Annotated in this window: 23 protein-coding genes; 19 read left to right on the top strand and 4 right to left on the bottom strand. The window is 30.5% G+C overall.

Features of this window, described 5'->3' with window-relative positions; genetic code table 11:
• Window positions 1–153: 153 nt before the first annotated feature.
• Together J3477_RS17370 and J3477_RS17365 are read left to right on the top strand one after the other, a co-directional pair.
• Complete coding sequence (locus J3477_RS17370; protein ID WP_206871208.1) at window positions 154–687, top strand: GNAT family N-acetyltransferase; 534 nt, start codon at window positions 154–156, stop codon at window positions 685–687.
• A gap of 250 nt (window positions 688–937) precedes the next feature.
• Window positions 938–1,135, top strand: a complete 198-nt coding sequence (locus J3477_RS17365; RefSeq protein WP_206871207.1) for a transcription initiation factor TFIIIB — start codon at window positions 938–940, stop codon at window positions 1,133–1,135.
• A 265-nt stretch (window positions 1,136–1,400) separates the two neighbouring features.
• Here J3477_RS17365 and J3477_RS17360 read toward each other — a convergent pair whose 3' ends face one another.
• Window positions 1,401–1,682 carry a YmaF family protein gene (locus J3477_RS17360; RefSeq protein ID WP_206871206.1) on the bottom strand — a complete coding sequence of 94 codons (282 nt, stop codon included), beginning with the start codon at window positions 1,680–1,682 and terminating at the stop codon, window positions 1,401–1,403.
• A 401-nt stretch (window positions 1,683–2,083) separates the two neighbouring features.
• On the opposite strand from J3477_RS17360, the gene J3477_RS17355 reads away from it, so the two are divergent.
• The 8 genes from J3477_RS17355 (at window position 2,084) to J3477_RS17320 (ending at window position 8,777) form a co-directional block, all read left to right on the top strand.
• Window positions 2,084–2,512 (top strand): NUDIX hydrolase, encoded by a 429-nt coding sequence (locus tag J3477_RS17355; protein ID WP_206871205.1) that lies wholly within the window; start codon window positions 2,084–2,086, stop codon window positions 2,510–2,512.
• Between the two features lie 70 nt (window positions 2,513–2,582).
• Window positions 2,583–2,888: a MazG-like family protein gene (locus J3477_RS17350; protein ID WP_206871204.1), complete on the top strand. Its 306-nt coding sequence runs from the start codon at window positions 2,583–2,585 to the stop codon at window positions 2,886–2,888.
• Between the two features lie 178 nt (window positions 2,889–3,066).
• Entirely contained in the window at window positions 3,067–4,131 is a 1,065-nt protein-coding gene (locus J3477_RS17345) for an ROK family protein (RefSeq protein WP_206871203.1), read from the top strand.
• A 156-nt stretch (window positions 4,132–4,287) separates the two neighbouring features.
• A complete protein-coding gene (locus J3477_RS17340; protein ID WP_206871544.1) occupies window positions 4,288–5,325 on the top strand; it encodes a S66 family peptidase in 1,038 nt (345 codons plus the stop codon).
• Window positions 5,326–5,604: 279 nt separating this feature from the next.
• A complete protein-coding gene (locus J3477_RS17335; protein WP_206871202.1) occupies window positions 5,605–6,372 on the top strand; it encodes a prolipoprotein diacylglyceryl transferase in 768 nt (255 codons plus the stop codon).
• Between the two features lie 31 nt (window positions 6,373–6,403).
• On the top strand, window positions 6,404–7,369 hold the full coding sequence (locus J3477_RS17330; protein WP_206871201.1) for a DUF5700 domain-containing putative Zn-dependent protease: 966 nt from the start codon (window positions 6,404–6,406) through the stop codon (window positions 7,367–7,369).
• A 147-nt stretch (window positions 7,370–7,516) separates the two neighbouring features.
• A complete protein-coding gene (locus J3477_RS17325) occupies window positions 7,517–8,194 on the top strand; it encodes an HAD family hydrolase (protein WP_206871200.1) in 678 nt (225 codons plus the stop codon).
• A 136-nt stretch (window positions 8,195–8,330) separates the two neighbouring features.
• Window positions 8,331–8,777: a GNAT family N-acetyltransferase gene (locus J3477_RS17320; RefSeq protein WP_206871199.1), complete on the top strand. Its 447-nt coding sequence runs from the start codon at window positions 8,331–8,333 to the stop codon at window positions 8,775–8,777.
• Window positions 8,778–8,931: 154 nt separating this feature from the next.
• Here the strand turns inward: J3477_RS17320 and J3477_RS17315 are convergent, their stop codons facing one another.
• The gene (locus J3477_RS17315; RefSeq protein ID WP_206871198.1) at window positions 8,932–9,411 is read right to left on the bottom strand and encodes an NUDIX domain-containing protein; all 480 of its coding nucleotides are present in this window, start codon (window positions 9,409–9,411) and stop codon (window positions 8,932–8,934) included.
• Between the two features lie 435 nt (window positions 9,412–9,846).
• Between J3477_RS17315 and J3477_RS17310 the strand changes: the two genes are divergently transcribed.
• From J3477_RS17310 to J3477_RS17285, 7 genes are all read left to right on the top strand, one after another.
• Window positions 9,847–10,110, top strand: a complete 264-nt coding sequence (locus J3477_RS17310) for a CD3324 family protein (RefSeq protein ID WP_206871197.1) — start codon at window positions 9,847–9,849, stop codon at window positions 10,108–10,110.
• Window positions 10,111–10,358: 248 nt separating this feature from the next.
• Complete coding sequence (locus J3477_RS17305; RefSeq protein WP_206871196.1) at window positions 10,359–11,438, top strand: nucleotidyltransferase domain-containing protein; 1,080 nt, start codon at window positions 10,359–10,361, stop codon at window positions 11,436–11,438.
• 53 nt (window positions 11,439–11,491) lie between these two features.
• Window positions 11,492–11,623 carry an N-acetyltransferase gene (locus J3477_RS26335; RefSeq protein WP_284692008.1) on the top strand — a complete coding sequence of 44 codons (132 nt, stop codon included), beginning with the start codon at window positions 11,492–11,494 and terminating at the stop codon, window positions 11,621–11,623.
• Between the two features lie 301 nt (window positions 11,624–11,924).
• Window positions 11,925–12,779 (top strand): Hsp33 family molecular chaperone HslO, encoded by an 855-nt coding sequence (locus J3477_RS17300; protein WP_206871195.1) that lies wholly within the window; start codon window positions 11,925–11,927, stop codon window positions 12,777–12,779.
• A gap of 130 nt (window positions 12,780–12,909) precedes the next feature.
• On the top strand, window positions 12,910–13,662 hold the full coding sequence (locus J3477_RS17295) for a MerR family transcriptional regulator (RefSeq protein ID WP_206871194.1): 753 nt from the start codon (window positions 12,910–12,912) through the stop codon (window positions 13,660–13,662).
• Between the two features lie 65 nt (window positions 13,663–13,727).
• The gene (locus J3477_RS17290; protein ID WP_206871193.1) at window positions 13,728–13,988 is read left to right on the top strand and encodes a YkuS family protein; all 261 of its coding nucleotides are present in this window, start codon (window positions 13,728–13,730) and stop codon (window positions 13,986–13,988) included.
• 287 nt (window positions 13,989–14,275) lie between these two features.
• The gene (locus tag J3477_RS17285; protein ID WP_206871192.1) at window positions 14,276–15,559 is read left to right on the top strand and encodes an MFS transporter; all 1,284 of its coding nucleotides are present in this window, start codon (window positions 14,276–14,278) and stop codon (window positions 15,557–15,559) included.
• Window positions 15,560–15,620: 61 nt separating this feature from the next.
• Here the strand turns inward: J3477_RS17285 and J3477_RS17280 are convergent, their stop codons facing one another.
• The gene (locus J3477_RS17280; protein WP_206871191.1) at window positions 15,621–16,712 is read right to left on the bottom strand and encodes a hypothetical protein; all 1,092 of its coding nucleotides are present in this window, start codon (window positions 16,710–16,712) and stop codon (window positions 15,621–15,623) included.
• Window positions 16,713–16,930: 218 nt separating this feature from the next.
• The gene (locus J3477_RS17275; RefSeq protein ID WP_206871190.1) at window positions 16,931–17,683 is read right to left on the bottom strand and encodes a YiiX/YebB-like N1pC/P60 family cysteine hydrolase; all 753 of its coding nucleotides are present in this window, start codon (window positions 17,681–17,683) and stop codon (window positions 16,931–16,933) included.
• A 358-nt stretch (window positions 17,684–18,041) separates the two neighbouring features.
• On the opposite strand from J3477_RS17275, the gene J3477_RS17270 reads away from it, so the two are divergent.
• Both J3477_RS17270 and J3477_RS17265 read left to right on the top strand, forming a co-directional pair.
• Window positions 18,042–19,418, top strand: a complete 1,377-nt coding sequence (locus tag J3477_RS17270) for a bifunctional metallophosphatase/5'-nucleotidase (RefSeq protein ID WP_206871189.1) — start codon at window positions 18,042–18,044, stop codon at window positions 19,416–19,418.
• A gap of 290 nt (window positions 19,419–19,708) precedes the next feature.
• On the top strand, window positions 19,709–22,714 hold the full coding sequence (locus tag J3477_RS17265; RefSeq protein WP_206871188.1) for a carbohydrate-binding protein: 3,006 nt from the start codon (window positions 19,709–19,711) through the stop codon (window positions 22,712–22,714).
• The last annotated feature ends 135 nt before the right edge of the window (window positions 22,715–22,849 follow it).

Below are 22,849 nucleotides of genomic sequence, written 5' to 3'. Positions count from 1 at the left end.
TCATGAGTTAGAAAATTATATGAAAATACGCAAGAGCATATTAATTCTATGGAATTTATTGGTATAAAATGATATAATTGTAGGCAATAAATAGAGAATATTAAGGGCTCTGTAAAAATATAATAGGACATGCTATGTATTGGAGGGATAATATTGTTAGAGCTTTCAAAAGGAAATCAAAATCTTATGATTAGAAGAGCACGTACTGAAGATGCAGTAGAATTAAATGAATTCTATAAAAACATAATGTTAGAAACTGATCATTTTGGTTATGAAGTTGATGAGTTTCACATTACAGATGAACAACAAGCACATACGATAAATATGTTTAATCAAGCAGATAACGCAATCTTGCTTGTGGCAACCTTAAACGATAAAATTGTAGGAAATTTATCTTTTAGAGCAGGTTCTTCAAAAAAAATTCAGCATGTTGGTGAATTTGGTATACAAGTACTAAAAAATTATTGGAACTTAGGAATAGGGAAAGAACTTGTTAAATGCTTGATAAATTGGGCGAAAGAAAATGAAAAAGTTTATAAAATAAGTTTAAGGGTAAGAGCCGATAATCAAAATGCAATACATTTATATAAAACTTTAGGATTTATGGAAGAAGGTATTTTAAAAGGGGAAATGATGTGCAATGGAGTCCTTTATGATTTAATATATATGGGGATTGTGGTAGATTAATCATGTTCCTTCAATCTACATGCGTTACTTTAAATAGATGTGTAGATTGTACTTCAAAAGAAAGAGTTTGCAATATCATTTCTATAATGGAAGTGCAAGCTGATAGTAGTCGAATGAAGTTATTTATAGTTGATGAGGAATGTGGTTATTAAGATAGATTGCTCTTTTACGAAGACGAAATTATAATGCAGGAATATTGAAAAATGAAAAGTTTTATTATCACTACTTACAAAATTGGAGGAAGAATTGAATGAACAATAGAAATGAATGTCCTATTTGTGGCAGCAAGGAAATCAGTAAAGGGATATTAGGAGGAAGTGATGTAGGTGCAAGAGTGATGCCTATAGGGAAAATTTTCACAATGGGATCTGAAATAATAGTAATAATGTGCACTGATTGTGGGCATGTGTTGTCAATGAAAGTATTAGAACCTAAAAAATTTAAGTAAATGCTATATAAATGATGGAACATCATTACTAAAAAAGCGAAATTAAAGATCTTTAAGAGACGAAGTGTAATTAAATATTTAAAACACCGCACTTTTCAAAGTTGAATTTTGCGGTGTCTTGTTGTACATTATAATTTCTAGAACCTTAGACTTTCATATAAATTACTAGGTACTTAAGTAATTTGGGAATTGGATTTTTTGTATTATTGTTCTGATATAGTCAATTTGATTAGAAAAACAGTAATATTTAATGTGTTTAAACTCTTTAGTATCGATATTTACTTGTTGTGTCACTGATAGAATGATAATGTTCTTCGGAGATATACGTTATTCCAGAAATATAATGAATATGTCCTCCATGAACTTGATAAGCTGGGCTTGTTTCAATGATGTAGTAGTGCCTATGTCCATCTTCATAAGCTGTGTATCCAGCTATATGATGTACATGAGGAACTCCAGTAGGAGCTGGTGAAGTTTCTCCTTTATAATCATGACTATGGCCGTCGTTGATAGATGTCATTCCTGAGTAAAAATGGGTATGATACATTTTTATACTCCTTAAACAAAGATTATACTTATAGTATATAAAACATATTATTTAAATGTTACTTCAAGTATTTTTTAACTGAAGAGTTAAGAGAATAACGTTGTGCAAAACATTATAGAAGCAAGAATATAAAAGAGTTATATGTGAGATTAAAAAATATATAATTATAAGAATAAGTTAGCAATTCGCTTATTTAACTACTTAACTTTAAAAAGCTAATAATACATATTACTTAGATACATTTTATTAAAATAAGTTCAATTAAATTACATGCAGGAGCTACAAGATGTAATGCTCAAATTTTTCTAATATGATACTTTAATAACAAAAGCTGAATAATAAATTTCAATATTATATATTTATAACTTAAAGACCTATGTTAGACAAGTAGGAGGGATCAGATGTTAAAAGTAAACTTTTATAAATTAGGATTGATAAAAGATAGTGAACTACGCTTTGCAGTAATAGTAGCTAAGCATAATGGAAAATGGGTGTTTGTAAGACATAAGGAAAGAGAAACTTGGGAAATTCCAGGAGGACATAGAGAAATAAATGAAAATATTGAAGATGCTGCTTCAAGAGAACTTAAGGAAGAAACTGGAGCAATAGATTTCAATATGATACCAGTTTGTATTTATTCAGTAGAGAGAGATAAAATCGAGTCATTTGGACAATTGTTTTACTCAGAAATTAGTAATATAGGTGAATTGCCAAACTCTGAAATAGGTGAAATAAAATTGATTGATAGCATACCAAATGATTTAACATATCCACTTATTCAACCGTATTTATTAAAAAAAGTGCAGGAGTATTATGTCTATTCTAAATAAATTTGAAACCTTCCTGTAGGATATAGAAGAAATGCTAATTATAATGAATTAACAAAATGGAGGATTAGCTTTGGAGGAATTTTCTGATATACAAAAAATAATATTTGATAACAAAGTGCAAAAAGGATTTAATACTACTAATGTTGAATTGGAATTCTGCTTAACTAGTGGTGAACTTGCTGAAGCTTTTGAAGCATATAGAAAAAATCTAGAGACTGCAGGTGAAGAGTTAGCAGATGTTGCTATATATTTATATGGCATAGCAGAAATCTTAGGTTTGGATTTAAACGCAGAAATTTTAAAAAAAGTAAATAAGAACAAAGATCGTATATATAAAAATATTAATGGTGTAAACACTCGAGTAAGTGAAGATTAATCTTTAATACCCAGCTACCCAAAAATGTAGGCTGCGGTATTTTTTTGAATCTTTTTAGGAATGAATTAAAAGCTTAAAATAATATTATTAAAGCTAATTGAAATAGGATAGAAAAAGAGTTACACTTATATCAGATACTTTTATAAGTATCTGATATAAGTGTAATGGAGATGAGTTTATGGGAAATATTTCAGGAAAACCAACTACAATGAAAGAAATTAATATAGGGTTAATTAAGAAAGCTCTTAAAAAAATAGGAGCAGCAACAAGAGCTGAGCTAACAGAAAGTACTGGAATAAGTCAAACCACAGTGAGATCATTATTAGAAGAATTGTTGGGTAGTAATGAAGTAATTAGACTTGGATTAGATAAATCCAGTGGAGGAAGAAGAGCCGAAAGATACGCCCTAAATTTGAATGAAAGTTTAGTATTATCTTGTTATATAAGAGATAGACATATTGATTACGTTATATCAAATACATCTCGAGAAATTATAAAAGATGAATACATTGAGATAGAAAGTAATAATTATCTTTTTGAGATTGAAAAAATTATTGAGAATAGTATAAAAGATGGTATGGCTATTAAGGCGATAGGAATAGCTGTGCCAGGAGTAGTGGATATAGATAAGCGAAAGTATTTTTATGGGAAGAAATTATCAGGCTGGGAAGAAAGTAATATTGGAGAATATATTGAGGATAAATATAATATTCCTGTAGTACTTGAAAATGATTTGAATACAATTGCATATGGGTATGGAGTTCAGCTTATTGACAAACTTCATGTGGATGATTTAGACATCTTAAATATGATATATATACATTTCACAAATGCAGGTGTAGGATCTGGTATTATCGTAAATGGCGAACTTGTTCATGGTGGTAATAATTTTGCTGGTGAATTAGGATTTATGCCTATAGGTAATGAGGGGCAATACCTACAATCAATAATTGAAAGTAATCCAGAAGAAATTAAATATGTAGATGCAGTTTCTCGACTAATTGCAACGGTAAACTGTGTTATAAACCCAGATATAGTAGTTATAGGTGGAGAAGACTTTAGAAATGATCTTATTAATTCAATAATAGATAATAGTAAAAATTACAGTGCTAATAATATAGTCCCAGAAATTTTCTTAGCAGAAAACAGTAGAAGAGATTGCATTGTTGGTATAGTTGAACTTACTATAAAACTTATGTATTCAGGTATCAGGTTGATTGATAATGGGAGAAAGAATAGATAGAACTTTAATTATAGCTTAAATAATTCAAAATGTTTAGGGTGATAGCCTCTAAATATAAAGTTTTGGTATTTACTGATATGGGTTCTATGATATAATCTTTGTATATTTTTACATATTAGGAATGTATTAAAAAATCTTTGTATTACGAGAGGTAAGATTATGAATTTGGTGAAACCGAACAGGTTAAAACGTGGAGATAAAGTTGCTACAGTGAGTCTATCATGGGGTGGGGCCGGTGATGATGAGTTACTTTGGAGATACAATCTAGGTAAAAAAAGACTACAAGAACAATTTGGCTTAGAAGTTGTGGAAATGCCAAACACTTTAAAAGGGTCAGAGTATCTATACAATCATCCAGAAAAGCGTGCAGAAGATTTAATGATGGCTTTCTCTGATTCTTCAATAAAAGCAATTTTCTCATGTATAGGTGGAGAGGAAAGTATACGATTGTTACCATATATGGATTTCGATATTATAAGAGATAATCCGAAGATATTTATAGGATATTCTGACTCAACTATCACGCATTTCATGTGTCTTAAAGCCAATCTATCAAGCTTCTACGGTGCATCTGTTCTTGCAGAGTTAGCTGAAAATATAAAGATTTTTGATTATACTGCCTACTGGTTAGAGAAGGTTCTTTTTGGTGCTTCTCCAATTGGTTTAATATCACCTACCAATGAGTGGACAGGAGAAAGAGTAAGATGGCTTGAAAGTAACTCAATGGTTAAAAAAGAGATGTTTAAGAATCAAGGATATGAATTTTTACAAGGTACAGGAGTGATCGAAGGACGATTAATTGGAGGCTGTATTGAAGTTATGGAAATGATGAAAGGTACTACCTTATGGCCATCTCTTGAGATGTTTGAAGATAGTATTTTATTCTTTGAGACTTCAGAAGATATGCCAGACCCATCTTATCTTGGATATTGGTTAAGAAATTATGGTAGCCAGGGCATATTACAGAAGGTAAAGGGAATTATCTTTGGTAAACCATATCAAGAAAAATATTATAATGAATACAAAGCTTCAATTAATAAAGTAATATCTGAATTAGACCTTCATAGTTTGCCAATTATCTACAATATGTCCTTTGGCCATAATGAGCCAATGATGTGCTTACCTTACGGTGCAATGGCACAGATTGATTGTGATAAGAAAGTATTTACTATACTTGAATCTGGCGTAGTTTAGATGATTAAGTTATTACTTTCTTTATGTATTCGCTGAATAACGTTGCTTCAGCGTTTTTTTATATCCGAAAAGTAAGAATTGTGTGATGTTTACCAATAAAGTATATAATAGTAATTTATGGTATAATAATATGAAATAGATCAATTATGTTTACCTTTATTTTGGTTCGAAAGACTAATGATAATGAAGTAAAATATCAATTATGAAGTTTTTCATCAATGTAATTACATAAATTTTATGACACATCAATAAAGAAAAAGAGAATGAAGGAGAAAAGTTATGTACAACGAGTTAATAAGATTTGGACCAATCACAATTTATGGATATGGTTTGATGATTGGAATCGGAATTTTAGCTGCCTATATTGTAACAGATTATAGAGCTAAGAAAATAAATGTAGATAGAGACCCAATCTTTAATATAGCTATATGGGGTGTGATAGGAGGCATACTTGGAGCGAAACTCTTGTATTACATGACTGTAATAAATCAAATTATATCCGACCCTAAGCTCCTTCTTAATATATCTGATGGATTTGTAGTTTATGGAGGTATAATTGGAGGAATCTTATCAGCATTTATATACTGCAAAAAAGAAAAGATAAATTTCTTAAAATATTTTGATTTAATTATACCTTCGGTAGCTTTAGCTCAAGGTTTTGGTAGAATTGGATGCTTTTTAGCTGGATGTTGCTATGGTGAAGAAACTACAAGCAAGATCAATGTAATCTTCAAACACTCTAACTTTGCTCCAAACAACGTGAGATTAGTTCCAACGCAATTAATTTCAAGTGGATTAGACTTTCTTAATTTTGTTGTACTAATTTTTATAGCAAAATACAAAAAGGCAGACGGTATAGTGGCAGGATGTTATTTAGTCTTTTATAGTGCTGGAAGGTTTATTCTTGAATTTTATAGAGGAGATCTAGTACGTGGAAGTGTCGGAAGTTTATCTACTTCTCAGTTTATTTCTATCTTTATGTTTATTATTGGATTAGGGATTGTATTTGCAAAATCAAATAGAAAGATAGATGAGATAGAGAACTAAAAGAAAACGATATTAATAATATGGAGTTTTAATGATGATTAAAATTGATAAGTTAGCAATTGAAAAATCTTTTAGTATATTTAAGAATATGAATAGCAGTAAATCAATTTCAACAGAAATGGTTAAAGAGTATTACGAAACTCCTGGAATGATTTTTCTGAAAAAACATCTTAAAAATTACGGTGGCTTAGAATTTACTGAAGAATTGCTTTTGCACCTTTTAGAGGATATCAACTTAAATAAACAGATACTATCTAAAGACAATATATTCTTGAAAAGTATGAAACTTGGATTGAGTTATGTAGATATCGTTAAAGAGGATTTTAGTAAATTACATTTTAATGATGTTATAGAAAAAGCTATTAATTTAGCTGACATATATTTACCTAAAAAGATAAGTGGTGATAGTATAATTTATCTTTTATACGGAATTAGGGGAACTGGAATAACCTTAAGAAGTGAAATTGCTATAGATCTTTGTGATGAGTATTTAAATAATAATGGACATATTAATATTGAAAGATTAATAAACTTGATTGCACATGAACTTCATCATATAGAGGTAAACAAACTTTTAAACAAAAGAAAGCAAAATGAGGACAACTTAAAAAAGCAAATTTTGATTGATTTTGTTGGAGAGTTAATGTCTGAAGGAGTAGCTTATTATTATTTGCCAAGCCCATATGATAAAGAAGGAATGCTAAATATAAAATGGAATAATAATATAAGAAATCTTGATAGTATCATGTTTGAGTTAAATAATTATGTTGAAAAAATTTTAGATGGGCAAATAGTAGATTTGAATGATTTAGGACATTTGTTTAATGAAGGTTTAAAGGGCTATACAGCAGGATATACAATGGTGAAGCTTATTGATAAAACCTTCGGAAAAGACAAAGTAATAAATTGCCTAGAAGATTGTTTTATGTTCATAGAATTATATAATCAATCTTTAAAAAAGCTAAATTGTAGATATCCAAAGATTATATTAGAGTAACTATCGTGTGTGAATATAGAATGGGTTTAGTATTTATTATAGTTGAAGTTTTAATTGATCGATAATTTAGTATAAATAATTAAGAAAAGAAAGGTATGAGCTTGCTTTAGATTTTTATGTTTTAAAAAAGTTCGTAGGTTATAATATATGAAATTTGACTTAATATGTATCGATATGTTTCAAACATTGGTGAACATACAAGCACGAAAGTTTTTTATTTGGAGAAGAATTTTAAAGGATCAGTTCAGTGAAGAATTGGCACTTGAATGTGCGAAATCGGTGAGTAAAAATGTTATTACCGGATTTCATGAAAGTGCATCAATTAATGGCGAGTTTGTAAATTTAAAAAACATGTTTAAACCTTTCTTTAGGACTGTATTTGAAGAGATGAATATTTGCTTTAATGAGGAAGAGGCAGTGAAAATATTCATGGATGAACATACCAACTCTGAACCTTATGATGATGTTGAAAGTTTTTTTGCTTTAATAGGAGATGCTATACCGATATGCCTAGTTACAGATGCAGACTTTGAAATGGTAATGCCTATAATAGAAAAATATAAGTTTGATGAGGTATTCATATCTGAAAAAGTAATGTCTTATAAAAATGAACCTAATAGTAAAATTTTTAAAGAAGTATTGAGACATTACTCAATTGATCCAGGAAAAGTGCTTCACATAGGGGACTCGTCCTCAGACATTATTGGAGCTAATAGGGTAGGTATTAAAAGCTGTTGGATAAATAGAGACAACTTAGAATGGAACTATAGCATACAACCTGATTATATTATTAAATCACTGAATGAAGTAGTAGATATTTTATAAAAGATAAAATTTATGATGAACATGGACGTATCACCTTAATATAAGATTTATTTTTTAAAATGCATCTAAAAAGTCAGAGGCATTTTGAAAATATTTTTGTATTGAAGAAGTGGTACATCTATATATGGAGGATAAGATGCTATATCGCAAAGCAAATATAAGTGAAATAGAACAATTAAGTGAGTTGAGAAAAAAACAATTAGCTGACGAAGGAATAGAGCCTACCATAGATATTGATGAAGAACTAAAGACTTTTTTCTATAATAAATTGAGTGATGGTACTTTAATTCAGTGGGTAGTTGAAGGTAATGGCGAAATCATCGCTACAGCTGCCATAGTATTTTATGAGTTTCCACCTACATATACAAATAAAAATGGTAAAAAAGGCTATGTTACCAATGTATATACTAAGGATAATTATCGAGGCAAAGGAATTGCAACTACTTTACTAGATAAACTCGTAGAAGAGGCTAAAATAGCTGGAGTGACGAAATTGTGGTTAGGTGCTTCAAAGTTAGGAAGGCCAGTATACAAAAGATTCGGCTTTAAAGAAAATGATTCGTGGTTAGAATTGAATTTATAGTGCTTATGGTTCTTCGATATACCATAATTATAATTAATTATTAGATTTATTTAAGATAGAAAAATAATAAAGCATGTGGTTTAAAATTGAGCTACCTGCTTTATTAATTACCATTTTGTAATTTAATTTGTACATACTTTTAATATAACGGACATTAGCCATGATTATATTGTATCCGTTCTGAACCTAAAAACATTGGTATTTCACTATTAATCATTTTTTCAATATTATTATTCAATACAGTTGGCAATAGACGAATTTTAGATAAATGGTCGATTTCAACCCATTCGCTACTTATCTGCATATCATCAACTTCTGTTGGTGCTTTTACAGTAGTATCAGCTAATTCACATAGAAAGATGTGATACATCTTATGAATATATTCTGGATATAATTTTCTTGTTATAGGATTCTCACAGATTTCTTCACATAAGGCTGAAAATCTTTTTGGAATAACAGAATAGCCAGTCTCCTCAAGACATTCTCTAATCACTGCTTCATGTAGAGTCTCATATGTATGTTGGCCGCCACCAGGTAAAGAGTAATATTCACCATTGTATTCATCAAAACATTTGTTTAATAACACCTTATCATCGTTAATAATAATTGCTTTTGCAGCACTTCTAACACTCATATATAAACTCCTCTATATTATCATAATGAAATACAATTTAATAATTACATATTATACCATAGTTGAATGAGTTTTAGTATCACCATAAGTGAAACTTCATATTAGAATTTAGCTAAAAAGAAGGGTAAAGAACTCAAAAAACTAGAGATTATTTGGATAAATATGCTATAATTGTAAGTGATAAAGTGTAAGTTGCTGCTCTTAAATAGCACGTAACTTATTGCCTAAAGCACATTAATTTTAATGAGAGGTGTCACTATGAAATATAATTTAATGTATAAAGAATTGCTCAAAATTCTCTGTGCAAAGTCTGTTAGTATGACTTTTAGCGACAATTTGCACAGAGATAAAATTAAGTCGCTTCTATAATATAAATAAACGCATACGCAGGCTTTGCTTCCTTAGTTTAATACTAAATTTAAGGAGCTGAGCGATATGAAATATGTAAGAGTTGATAGTGTTTTGCCAGAGGATTTAATTAAGGAGATTCAAAAATATATCCAAGGTGAATATATATACATCCCATCCTGCCCTGAAAGCAGAAAAAAGTGGGGAGAGAAATCTAATAACAGAGATTATCTAAACAACAGAAACGCTGATATATGCAGAAAGCATATGGCTGGTCAGACTATAAGAAGTTTGGCAGAAGAATTTTATCTTTCTGATAGCAGCATTAAAAAGATTATATATAAAAAATAACGATAGTTTGAAGCTACTACTCAGATCATGAGGAGTAGCGTTTTTACTCTATATGAAAGTGTAAAATTTAAATGAGATAAATCTAAAGATTTAAATAGTTTGATAAGCATTTTATAAAAAATAATATAGAAAAAACTATTCTCTTTCATTTTGGTTGGAAGAGATATTAAAATTTATATATAGTTATAAGTTATTGAGATTTAGGCTTTAATTCTTAGACAATTAATTAAGTATGGAGGGGTGTAAAAATGAATGAAATAATAATAAATAGACTAAAACAAAAGAATAAAGAATTGATAAATATATTAATACAGAAGGTTCAAAATGAATATGAAAATGATATTGATTTAATTGGCATCTGCGGATCCTTTTTTACCGGTGACTTTCATGAAAAATCAGATTTAGATCTTTTAGTAGTTTTGAACAATGATAGAGGCTGGGGATTTGCAAAATGTTTCATATTAGATGACATTGGCTATGATTTCTATGGATCCACATGGGCAAAGCTTGAGGATATGGCAAACTTTGATAATACTTTTGTATCTCACGTTATAGATGTTGATATAGTTTATTCAAGAAATACTGATTGTATAGAAAGATTTATGAAACTAAGAGAAAAGGCATTAAATATTATAAATGGTCCAATGAATTCAGAAATACTGAAAAAAACAAAAAAGCATTTAGATGGTGCAATACTTTCATATGGTGAAATGATGCTAGAAGATGAAATAGGGATTGCGAGAAAATTATCTGGAGATGTGATAAATAATTTGATTAATACTGTATGTTATCTCAATCATAATTATTTTAAACTAGGAGTTAAGCATCAACTAGAAGAGCTCATGGCAATGGAGAGAGTCCCTACAAATTTTGAAAGACATTTCAATAAGGTAATATTTGCAAAATCAGTAGTTGAAATCAAACAAGCTACAGCAATACTTATTAAGGTAGTTAGAGAATTATATAATGAGATAGAAGAAGAAATCATTGATAAACTAGAGCCTACAAAAGACAATCTTAAAGGAACCTATGAAGAGGTTTGGTCAAACTGGAGAAACAAAATACAATATGCATTAGAGCATAAGGATATATTTTTGGCATTTTCCTCTGGTGTCAGCTGTCATAATTTTTATAATGAAATGCATATTAGTAGAGGAACAGCTTTAATAAATCTGATGAAAGATTTCCAGGCTGAAAATCTAGAAAAATTTGCAAATGCATTTAATGAGGCTATGGAAATTTATAGACAGGAGTATGAAAAACTAGGTATTAAGGTGGTTATATATGATTCAATTAGTGAATTTAAAAAAGATTACCTTGGATACTAGGATTTTTAGCTATATTAGTGAAAGTATAGTATAGTTTAGAAGGTAGATTAACTTTGTTCACCTTTGAGGTTAATCAAAAAGCACAAAAGTTTTACGAAAATAATGGATTTGAAATAATTGGAAAAAGAAATGACAATGAAGAAAATCTAAATGATATAAAATATGAGTGGGTTTGTAGTAATTAAATTAATATATAGTTTTTTATATTCTCTCGGTGTATTTAAAGATGCACCACTTCGATCTGAAAGTTATTTTAAAACTCTGCTGGATTCTGAGCAGAGAATTTAAAATATAAATTCTATTACGAAGTGGTACATCTATATATGAGAGGATTTTTTTGCTCAAAAAAACTCTTGCACCTAACCCTACGTTAGGTTGTATAGTTTACTTAACGGCTATTATAACCTTACGTAAGGGTAGAAAAAATTGTTACAAATTTTAAATTATTAAAATAGCTGAATAAGTTGAGAGAGGCTTTGTTTAGTAATGAAAAATTGCATTTTGAAGACATTAGCATATAACAAGCAAGTTAGAATTTTATTTATAGACAATACTAATATGATAAAAGAAGTATGTAACAATAAAAATACTAATAAAGTGCTAAAAACTGCACTTGGAAAAACTCTGACAATTACAGCCTTAATATCTGGGCTTTTAAAAGGCAATCAGAGAATAAGTATAAAAGTTAATGCAAGTAATAGAAACTATAAAATTTTTGCTGACTGTGATTCCTTTGGAAATGTCCGTGGATTTATTAATGATCAATTATTAAACGCGTATTTACATAATATTGAGGAAATGTCTATAGAGCAATTAATAGGGAATAAAGGATGTATTCAAGTACTTAAGGATTTAGGGATGAATAGCATTTTTACTGGTATAACTGATATGCCTTATGGAAATATAGTAGATGATTTTTACTACTACTTTAATCAAAGTGAGCAAACTGATACATTTTTCTCAGTGAATTTATTATATAATGAGAACAATGAAATTATTTTGTGTAGAGGCATAATGGCGCAGCTTCTTCCAGGGGCTTCAGAAGGAATAATTAATGAAATAAAAGAAATTATAAGAGAAAATCAACAAGTTCTATTAGAAAAGGATGTGGCTTTAAATAAAATCCCAATGTTGTTATTTGATGATATGGAAATTATGGAGACAAGTGAAGTTAGATTCTTTTGTGGATGTAGTAAGGAAATGTTTTATCCATTGCTATATTCATTAGATAAGAAAGAAATTATAGATGCATTAAACCAAAATAAGTCCATCGAGATAGTATGCAATGTTTGTGGGAACAAACACAGCTTTAGCTTTGATGAGTTAAAGACTTTGATTTAATATAAATATTCCAGTTCTATTTTATAAAACTAGCTGACAAATCTATTTGCTATTGATGACAATTTATTTATGAAGTGGTTCATCTATATTTTAAGGTTTACAATGAAATGTACAATTAGAAAGAGATGTGATGAAAGTGCAGAATAAAAATTGGAAGGTTGGAGAGTTATCTAAACTTGCCGGTCTTACTATTAGAACCCTTCATCATTATGATGAAATTGGATTACTTAGTCCTAGCTTTCGTAATGATGCGGGACATCGTCTTTACTCAGAAGGAGATATAATCAAGCTTCATCAGATTATGTCACTTAAACAACTAGAGTTTTCTTTGGACGAAATTAAAAATTTTCTTGAAGATCCAAAGTATAATCCAATTGATGTCATAGATATGCAGCTAAAAAGGTTGGATGAGGAGATAAAACTTAAAAAGCAACTAAGAAGTGAGCTTAATGAATTATTAGACGTATTTAACTCCTGGAAGAGACCTTCCTTTGAGCAATTCATAAATTCAATAGAATTAATTAGAAATCAAAAGAAATATTTTACTAAAGAACAACAGCTTAGGCTAAAAAAACAATATGATAAGCTAGGTGAAAATAATAGTAGCGAGCTTATGAACAGTTGGAGTAATATAATAAGTTCCTTTCAAACTGAAATGGATAACGGCACACCAATTGATGATTTAAAGATAATTAAACTTGCAAAGCAGTGGCAAGAAGGAGTTAATTTTTTTACTGATGGAGACTCTGAAATCATACACTCTGCAGAGCGCTATTATATGGATAATCCACAAGCTGCAAACGGAAGTGGGATGAGTGGTGAACTTTATGAGTATATAAAAAAAGCGCTGGCAAATATAGAACGAAAGCTTTTACCAAAATAAACATGTATACTCACATCTTTCACAGGGGAAAATGAGTAAGAAAAATAAAGAAGAGGTGAGAACATATGAAAAAGATTGGTGTAGAACAAGGTTTATCTATGATTGCTGACTATTTAAGTAGTCAAGGATTTTCTGTGGAAATTTTAGGTGGAGACCTTAAGAGCAATGCATCTAAGTGTGAAAGTTTTGATGCAATAGTTGCATCAGACTTAAATACAGATATGATGGGATTTAGTGATACTTCAACAAATGTTCCAGTTATTAATGCAAGCGGGTTGACACCAGAAGAAATAAAGAACGCAATACAGCAGAGAACAACTAAATAATAATTAATAAGTGATCTCCTTAAGGAAACACTAATTAGGACTCACCTGTTCATAGTAATCCAAAAGTACCTAAGCTAAGGATTGTCTTTGAAGAGATGAGTCTATTTTCGTTTTAGATAAATGAAGCTTCAAATTGAATAGCTTTTATATAATTTTTAAATACTATAAAGTTAGTTTTGATATTATAATATGGTTGACTTTGTATTATAAAATAACAAAAAGTGTAAAAATAATAAGTATGGTGTATAATTAGATTACATTTGATCAACAAAAGGAGGACATCTTTCTTGGATATAAAAAGACATTTATCAGTATATAAAGGATTACCTAAGGATATATATGTACTTTTCATCTCAACGGTAATAAATAAAATGGGTAGCTTCATCGTGCCGCTGATGACCTTAATTTTAACAGAAAAGATAGGGTTTTCAAAGTATGAAGCTGGACTATTCACCACAATAGCAATATTATCGCAAGCTCCATTTTTAGTAGTGGGCGGTAGTTTAGTTGATAGATTTGGTAGCAAGAGAATAATCGTAATATTTCAATCTTTAGGATCGCTACTTTACTTAGCTTGTGGATTTATGAAACCTACAGTTGCAGTAGCTGTGCTTATAGTAATTGCTTCTAATATGTATGCACTGGCAACGCCAGCATTTAATGCTATGGTACCATCAATTACACCAAAAGCATTAATGAAAAACGCATATTCATTGATGTACCTAGGCTCAAATTTAGGTTTAGCTATAGGACCAATGATAGGCGGGATTCTATTTAGTAAGAACTTCTTAAATCTTTTATTTATCTTAGATGCAGCTAGTACAATTATATCTACAATGATGGTTTTCTTCTTTGTTAGAGGTAAGGCTAAGCTTAATGTAGCAATGTCTAAAAATAAAACTCAAGATATAAAAACTGATAGTAGTGGTTCTATTTTTTCATTCTTTCTTAAGAATCCAGTAATAATTGCATTTTCATTAATTATGGTAGTATATTATTTTTGTTATGTTCAATGGAACTTTTTGCTTCCTTTACAAACAGTAGAGGCATTTGGTAAGGATGGAGTAGGTGTTTTCTCTTCCTTATTTAGTATTAATGCGATAACAGTAATAGTTCTTACACCAATACTAACATCTGTAACAGCAAAAACCTTTCCATTAAAAAGCATGTTTGTGGGTGGCATCTTGTACTTTATAGCCTTTGGAATGTTTGCTATTAATAGATATATATTAGTTTTCGTTGTAGCAATAATTATAATGACTGTTGGGGAAATTTTAGTCACTATAAATTCAAATAATTATATAGCACAGCTTACTCCTAAGAAGTATCTCGGTAGAGTAAACTCCATATTTTTTCTTTTCATGGGCGCTGGTTTTGCTACTGGACCCTTGGTAATGGGAAGTGTAATTACGTTAGTCAGTTTTCAAAATGCTTGGATTATGGTAGCTGCTCTTATGTTATGTGGTTCATTCTCAATGTACTTTCTTAAGATGGCAGAGAAAAAGAAGAGTGTTGAAAACAAAAATAATTTCTCTCAAGAACGTGAAGAAAGAATAAGCAAGGATGCTTAATAAAAAAGAGTTTGTAGGTAACATTACTTTAGTACCTTCAAACTCGTATATCAGATAAGACTTACTTTACAAAGAATCCTCCGATGTAAAAACGTGATTGAGTGAGTTTTCTATCTTTGTTAATACTTACTTTGCTAAGGAGAGTGAGATTTTTCATATCATAAACATATAGATTTTGCATATCTTGACTATACATATAATCCTTGTACCTTATAGTCTGAACCATAGCGTTTTTCATTTCAATCAACTTTTTATTACCATCCTTAGGATCGAAAATAGTAATTTTATTTAGATTAGCGGAGTAAGGATTACAATGAGTGATATAAAGTTTATCGTTATACTCAATTATCTGATTTGGATTAAATTCGCCAAGTTCTATATTCTCTAATCTATCAGTTTTAACATTGAATTTACTCAGAATTTTTGACTCATCATTTCCTTTAATATCTAGATTGTTCGTAAAATAAATATCGTCACCAATCTTATAAGAATCTAGCTGTTGCGTACCACAGCCATATAAAGGAATTTGCTTTAATAACTTTAAGCCTTTAGACTCAAAAAGAAATAGATATGGAGTATTAACGTTATTTTTACTAATAGTACCCCACGCATATAAAATATTATCATAGCATTTAAGTGAGGAGATTATAACTCCTTCCTTTTGCCATTCGTAAAGTTGTCCGGTTGAAGTATCACATTCAGTTATGTGTCCGATAAAATTAAGTGTGTTAGTAGTATATACATCATTATTATTTACTGTAAACATTAAGACTGCTGGCTGACTTATATTAAAGGTTTTGTATTTTCCTGTATTCAAATCAAATTTGACAATAGTTTTTAAATCCTTTTTATTACCAAGGCCAAGAGGAACAATATAAAAATTATTGTTACTCAAATAAGGCACTCTTGTCTGATCTCCCATATCTCCAAAGGGGAGCTTTTTCTCGTCTAAAAAGTCGAGCTTTTCATCGTAAAAAGAAATATACCCTATATTTTCATTTTGGGTACTTTGAACAATACCTATATGTATATCAGATATTTTTCCCTGTTTAATATAACGATTTGAATTGTAACTGTAAAATAAATAAATTATGCCGGTTATGATTAATATGACTATTATTATACTAAAAAGTACTTTAAAATATTTAGACATCAACTCACCTCGATTATCAAAGATATATACAATAAAATGCATAACAAGAAACATAAATAACATAGCAAGTACATTTTATTGGTGGAATGTACTTGTTATGTATATATGTATCACTCCATTATGGAATTTATATTTTCAAAACTGCCTTCTCAGAAATTAAAGGCAGTTTGAAAATAGTTTAGGAACTGAAATGAAACATAATTATAAGTAATGTTTCATTAATTAACGTCCCAATTATTTCTATAAGTAACAACTACTTTGTCATTTGTTAGTAGTTCTGTAGGATGAATTGCTGACGCAATAGTGTAACCAAATGTACTTATATCATATGAGTCTGTGTTTAAATCAATTCCATAGTTATCTTTAAAACTAGCCCAAACAAGTTGTGAACAGTAGAACTTTGATCTTGTAGACATGTTATAGTAATCATAGTTATAAGGAGTACCTACCTTACTTTTACACCATTCAGCTGCAGCGGCGTCCTGATCTACAGTTGTTGATGTAACAGTACCTGCAGCACAAGAATTTCTTGTTGTATTCCAGTTGTTTTTACCAATAACTACCCCAGTATTTAAAGCTTCTACAACCTCTGAAGCTGAGTAAACTATTGCGCCATGTCCAAGAGGAATAATACCTGAGTACTTATCATCAGTAACTAGTATTACACCTTTTCTTGTAGGATAAGTGCCACCTGAAATTGCTGTTAGTGAAGATGTTTGTGATGTCAGTGACTTAGTTGCACTTACTTTAGGGTCATTAACCACTTTTTTATTAGCTAAGGCTTCATTTAGTTTCTTCAATGTTTCTGAGGAAGAAGTGGTAGATTTCGCTTTTTCCAAAGTGTTATCAATTGTTTGTTGTGTTAAAGCTGTATGGTTTGAAGTGGTAGTTGTTGCGAATGCTTGTACAGAAAAAACTAATGTTAAGATAGATGAGATAAATACTGTGTAAAATAACTTTCTCTTTTTCATGTGAAGATCCTCCTAATTTTAAATTTTGTGTTCAATCATAAATATTAAAAGAAAATTAGAACAGTAATTGTAATAATATTACAATATACAATTATTGTAACATTTTAATTGTTAAAAAGCAATTTATTTGTAAAATAACAATATAATTTTAACGATAATAATTTGAAAATGTTAATGTAATAGTGTTAAGTTTTTATACCCATTTCACAATGACTTTAGTAGTGGATAAATATGCTATAATGGTATTTATTTAGTAAATAAAGTTGTAGATAATTTATTATTAAATATATAAAAATAAAGAGTTGAAATTCATTTTTAGAACGATATAATAAAGTTTTTTAAGTAAGGAGCGGAAAAAATGAAATTGACTATATTACACACCAATGATATTCATAGCAATTTTGAGAATTTTTCAAGGATAGCAACTAAGATAAAAGAACTGAAAGATGAAAATACAATAGTACTTGATGCTGGAGATTTTGCAGATTTTCGTAGTATGGAATTGCAAGGGACAAAGGGGATTGCTGCTTTAGAATTATTAGAAAGCGCTGGGTATGATGCAATAGCTGTAGGTAATAATGAAACTTTTAATGGGATAGAAACTCTAATAAATATGGCTTCTAACTCTAAAATTCCTTTTTTAAGTTGTAATTTGTTTGACTTAGAGTTAAATCCAATAAAAGGTGTAAGAAGAAGTTCCATATTAAATAAAAATGGATTGAGAATATTAGTAATTGGAACATCTCCAGATATAGGTCCATTTAATGAATTAGGTGGATTTAAACTTAAAGATCATATTGAAGTAATAAAAGAAGAGATAGCTTTTAATAATGGCAAGTATGATTTATGTTTAGTACTTTCACACTTAGGTATGGAGAAAGATAAAGAAATTGCAGAAAAAATTGATGAAGTAGATGTGATAATTGGTGGTCACTTTCATATATTGATGGAAGAACCTGAGATAGTGAATGATACAATTATATTTACATCTGGGTGCTATGGAGAAAACCTTGGGGTATTAAAAATAGAAGTAGATAATACTAAAATTGAAATTATAGAAGGTAAAAATATTAATATTAGTAATTGCAAAGTATGTGACGATATTATTAAAGTTCTAAAGGAAAATAAAGAGAAGGCAATAGATAAACTAAGCAAACCTCTTTATGAACTTGATCGTAATCTTTGGCATGATGTAGTTGAGGAAAATCCAATGACTAACTTATTAGCTGATGCTTTAGTAGATGTACTAAAATGCGACTTAGGTATAATAAACAGTGGAGTATTAAATGGTGGGATTAGAAAAGGAAAGGTCACACTTAAGAAACTTCTAGAGATATGTCCTTCACCATTAAATCCAACTTGTTTTCAGATAGAAGGAAAGTATCTGCGGGAGGCCTTACAAAACTCTTTAGATACCGACTATTGTTATGCTAATGGAATGGGTCCAGGCTTTAGGGGGAAATATGTAGGTAGATTACATGTATCTAATGCTATTATAAAGCACAACGGTAGAAATATAATTGATATATTTATTGATGGAGAAAAACTTGAGGATGATAAGACGTATACTGTTGCTTCTTGTGATTATCTTCAAAGAGGAACTGGTTATAACTCATTAAGCAATAATAAAAACGAAAAATATAATCATGAATATTTAAGAGAAACCTTAAAAGAATATATAGAAAAGAAAGAGTTTGTTGAAAGAGCCTTTGTAGATAGATGGATTTTGGCATAATGAATTTGTTATAATTCTGAAATTAAAAAATAAGATTATTAAAGACATTAAATATTTTCAAGAAATATAAGTTTGGGAGCATAGATAGATTAATTTTTACTAATCTATCTATGCTCCTATTTTAATGTTTTTATATTTAGTAGTTTTATAGAAGGTTTGGTTGATTTTGTTTTTGCACGTAATATTAATTGACTGAAAAATAAAAAATTAGTTTATTTATTGAAGTAATTGACAAATAATAAACGAAATGCAAGAATATAAGTGAATATTAAATGTGAAGAGGTGGCCAAATGTCAACAAAAAAATGCTTTAAAAGAATTTTGACGGCATTGTTAATTGCATTCATGACTATTACCTTACTTCCGACAGCTAAAGTTTTTGCAGCAGCATCTGGGGTGCCAGGAGTACCAGTATTGTCCTCAAATCAAAGTGGAGGAGATTACGATGGCAACTATGATATTTCAGTAAACCTTTGGTATGGAAACAACGGGACAAGCTATAAATTATATGAAAGATTGGGCATTAGTGGAGATTACAAAGTTGTAAGCGAGGGAGCCTTACAAGATAATTCGCCAAATCCTCAAAGTTTTGTTATACCAATACGCAATAGATCAGCAATTGGAACCTATAATTATTATGTACAATTAATCAATAGTTATGGTACAAGTACTAGTGCTGTTCTGGGTGTTCAGGTAGGTAAAGATGGAGGCACCAAAATACTTATTGATGGTGTAGATAATGATGGTGTTAAGCTCCAATACACAATTTCTCAAGGTTCAAAGGATTATAAAATCACTAATGTGAGCAATACAAGCAGTAGTTTTAAAGTGATTTCGAGCAATACTGATTCAGTTAAAGCAACGATGATCAGTAGCAATACAGTGAGATTTGAAGGCTTATCTGCTGGTAGAAGCGGAATAAAAATAGTAGATCAAGTCACTGGAGAGATTAGACAATTTGGAATAAGAGTTAAAAAAGCTGATGGTACCTTACCTGGAATGCCTGACTACGTATCCGTTGGACAAGTTTCCGAGGATACTGACAGTGATTTGAATTTCTGGAAAGATACCAGTACTGATGACAAAAACAAACGTTCAGATATTAGATATATCTATATCAATGGTGGTCCTACAAATGGCTGGAGAACATGGACTACTGAAGAGGGTGCAAGGGCAAAGAGCTATATTACTGAAAGCTTAAAGCTTGGCATGATTCCTTTCTTTGTATATTACAACATACCTGATGGAAGCGAAAGCTACGATGTTGATAAAACTCATATCAATGACAAAACCTACATGGAAGCATATTTCAAAGACTTAAAGTTCTTATTAGACATCTGTGCACAATATGGTGGAGATGAAACTATCGGACTACTTTTCGAACCAGATTTCTTAGGATATATGATGCAACAATCAGGCACAACTCCTGATAAAATCTCTGCAATGGTTGATGCAGTATACTCTTCTGGAGTATTAGACAAGACAAAAGATCCTACCTTTGGCAATAATGTAAGCGGCCTAGTTCAAGCAATCAATTATACAGTAAGAAAATACTATAAAACCGCATATTTTGGATGGCAGTTTAACATATGGTCTTATAGTGGACAAGTTCCTTCAAAAGGACTTTTGCACAAAACCGAAGATGTGGGCTGGGATGCTGGAAGACAATTCATAAAACAGGCGGCTACTGAAACAGCTAATTTCTACATGTCAGCAGGAATAACTTCTAACGGAGCTGATTTTATCTCTATTGATAAATATGGGCTTGATGGAGCCGCTGAAAGTGGAGCTAAGGATAATCCACAGGCTTCCACATGGTTTTGGAATTCAGATATTTGGAACAATTATTTATTGTATGTTAAAACTCTAAATGAACAAACTAAAAAGCCAGCAATACTATGGCAGCTTCCTGTAGGAAGAATAAATAGTACACTAGAGGCTAACCCATATAATGGTGGAAGCTTTGCAGACCTTACCGATGCGATAGGAAGCTATGAAGACTCCGCTTCAACATATTTCTTTGGAGATAGCTTTAAACCTGGAGCAGGCAATAGAGCCACTTACTTTGGGAAAAGTGATGCCAAAGACCCTAAGATAACTGTTAGTGGAGACGCTGTTACCTGGGGAGCTCATATGCAAGAGGCCAAGGATGCAGGAATAATATCCTTGCTATTTGGAGCAGGAGTTGGTCCAAGTACTCATGCTACTGGATCTCCAGCACCAGACGGATATTGGTGGATAACTAAGGCTCAAAGATATTTGAAAAATCCAGTGAAATTGAATAGTACTAATGTAAATACCTTAAAGGCAGCCACATTATCGGCAGGTACTGTATCAAACGGAAGCTACACTTTAACAGCGGTAGTACCAGCATATAACACAGCTACTTCTTATAAAATATTTGAAGGGGCAACACAGATAGCAAATGGTACCTTGACAGCTGGAAGTACTTCGGCAGTAACTTTAACAAAGCAAGTAACTGGTAAGAGCGCTGGAAGCTATGATTATACTGTAGTAGTATATGATGCTTCAAACTTAGCTGCAACTTCAAACAAAGTTACAGTAACAGTTGGTACTGTTAATAGCTTAAAGGCGGCGACATTATCAGCAGGAGCAGTAACTAACGGAAGTTATACTCTAACAGCAGTAGTACCAGCAAATAATACCGCAACTTCCTATAAGTTATTTGAAGGAACCAACCAATTAGCTACAGGCACTCTAACAGCTGGAAACTCATCAGCAGTAACTTTAACTAATCAGGTTACAGGTAAGAGTTCAGGAAGCTATGATTATACTTTTGTTGTTTATGATGCCTCAAATGTATCAGCAATATCAAATAAAGTAACAGTTTCTGTTGGAACTACGAATACTTTAAAAGCAGCGACATTATCAGCAGGAACAGTAACTAACGGAAGTTATACTCTAACAGCAGTAGTACCAGCAAATAATACAGCAACTTCATATAAGTATTTTGAAGGAGCAAATCAAATAGCAACAGGTACATTGACAGCTGGTAATTCCTCATCGGTGACTTTAACAACTCAAATCACTAATAAAGCTGCTGGTAGCTACAGCTATACTATAGTTTTATACGATGGTACAGGTAAATCAATTACATCAAACTCAGTAACTGTGACAGTAGTAAATCAAGGTTACCCAGCATGGACTGCAGGAGTAACCTACAAAACAGGAGATATTGTTTCTTATAATGGAGTTAATTATACATGCTTACAAGGACATACTGCACAGGTAGGATGGGAACCACCAGTTGTTGCAGCTCTATGGAAAGCAGTTTAACATTAAAATAATTATTAAAAGACCTGGAAGTATTATATACCTTCAGGTCTTTTATGATTTTTATCGTTTGTTGTAGTTTTATAAATATCATATTATTAATATAAAATAATGTCTCTAATGAAAAAAGAAGGTTTA

Origin of the sequence: Clostridium zeae, assembly GCF_017312485.1 — a bacterium.
GTDB classification, from domain to species: Bacteria; Bacillota; Clostridia; order Clostridiales; family Clostridiaceae; genus Clostridium_AR; species Clostridium_AR zeae.
This window is presented reverse-complemented; position numbering and strand designations above follow the sequence as displayed.

Coding starts and splice junctions, on each gene's coding strand:
- J3477_RS17365 (WP_206871207.1), top strand. CDS start 938: ATGAACAATAGAAATGAATGTCCTATTTGTGGCAGCAAGGAAATCAGT.
- J3477_RS17360 (WP_206871206.1), bottom strand. CDS start 1,682: ATGTATCATACCCATTTTTACTCAGGAATGACATCTATCAACGACGGC.
- J3477_RS17355 (WP_206871205.1), top strand. CDS start 2,084: ATGTTAAAAGTAAACTTTTATAAATTAGGATTGATAAAAGATAGTGAA.
- J3477_RS17345 (WP_206871203.1), top strand. CDS start 3,067: ATGGGAAATATTTCAGGAAAACCAACTACAATGAAAGAAATTAATATA.
- J3477_RS17335 (WP_206871202.1), top strand. CDS start 5,605: ATGTACAACGAGTTAATAAGATTTGGACCAATCACAATTTATGGATAT.
- J3477_RS17330 (WP_206871201.1), top strand. CDS start 6,404: ATGATGATTAAAATTGATAAGTTAGCAATTGAAAAATCTTTTAGTATA.
- J3477_RS17325 (WP_206871200.1), top strand. CDS start 7,517: ATGAAATTTGACTTAATATGTATCGATATGTTTCAAACATTGGTGAAC.
- J3477_RS17320 (WP_206871199.1), top strand. CDS start 8,331: ATGCTATATCGCAAAGCAAATATAAGTGAAATAGAACAATTAAGTGAG.
- J3477_RS17315 (WP_206871198.1), bottom strand. CDS start 9,411: ATGAGTGTTAGAAGTGCTGCAAAAGCAATTATTATTAACGATGATAAG.
- J3477_RS17310 (WP_206871197.1), top strand. CDS start 9,847: ATGAAATATGTAAGAGTTGATAGTGTTTTGCCAGAGGATTTAATTAAG.
- J3477_RS17305 (WP_206871196.1), top strand. CDS start 10,359: ATGAATGAAATAATAATAAATAGACTAAAACAAAAGAATAAAGAATTG.
- J3477_RS17300 (WP_206871195.1), top strand. CDS start 11,925: ATGAAAAATTGCATTTTGAAGACATTAGCATATAACAAGCAAGTTAGA.
- J3477_RS17295 (WP_206871194.1), top strand. CDS start 12,910: ATGAAAGTGCAGAATAAAAATTGGAAGGTTGGAGAGTTATCTAAACTT.
- J3477_RS17290 (WP_206871193.1), top strand. CDS start 13,728: ATGAAAAAGATTGGTGTAGAACAAGGTTTATCTATGATTGCTGACTAT.
- J3477_RS17280 (WP_206871191.1), bottom strand. CDS start 16,712: ATGTCTAAATATTTTAAAGTACTTTTTAGTATAATAATAGTCATATTA.
- J3477_RS17275 (WP_206871190.1), bottom strand. CDS start 17,683: ATGAAAAAGAGAAAGTTATTTTACACAGTATTTATCTCATCTATCTTA.
- J3477_RS17270 (WP_206871189.1), top strand. CDS start 18,042: ATGAAATTGACTATATTACACACCAATGATATTCATAGCAATTTTGAG.
- J3477_RS17265 (WP_206871188.1), top strand. CDS start 19,709: ATGTCAACAAAAAAATGCTTTAAAAGAATTTTGACGGCATTGTTAATT.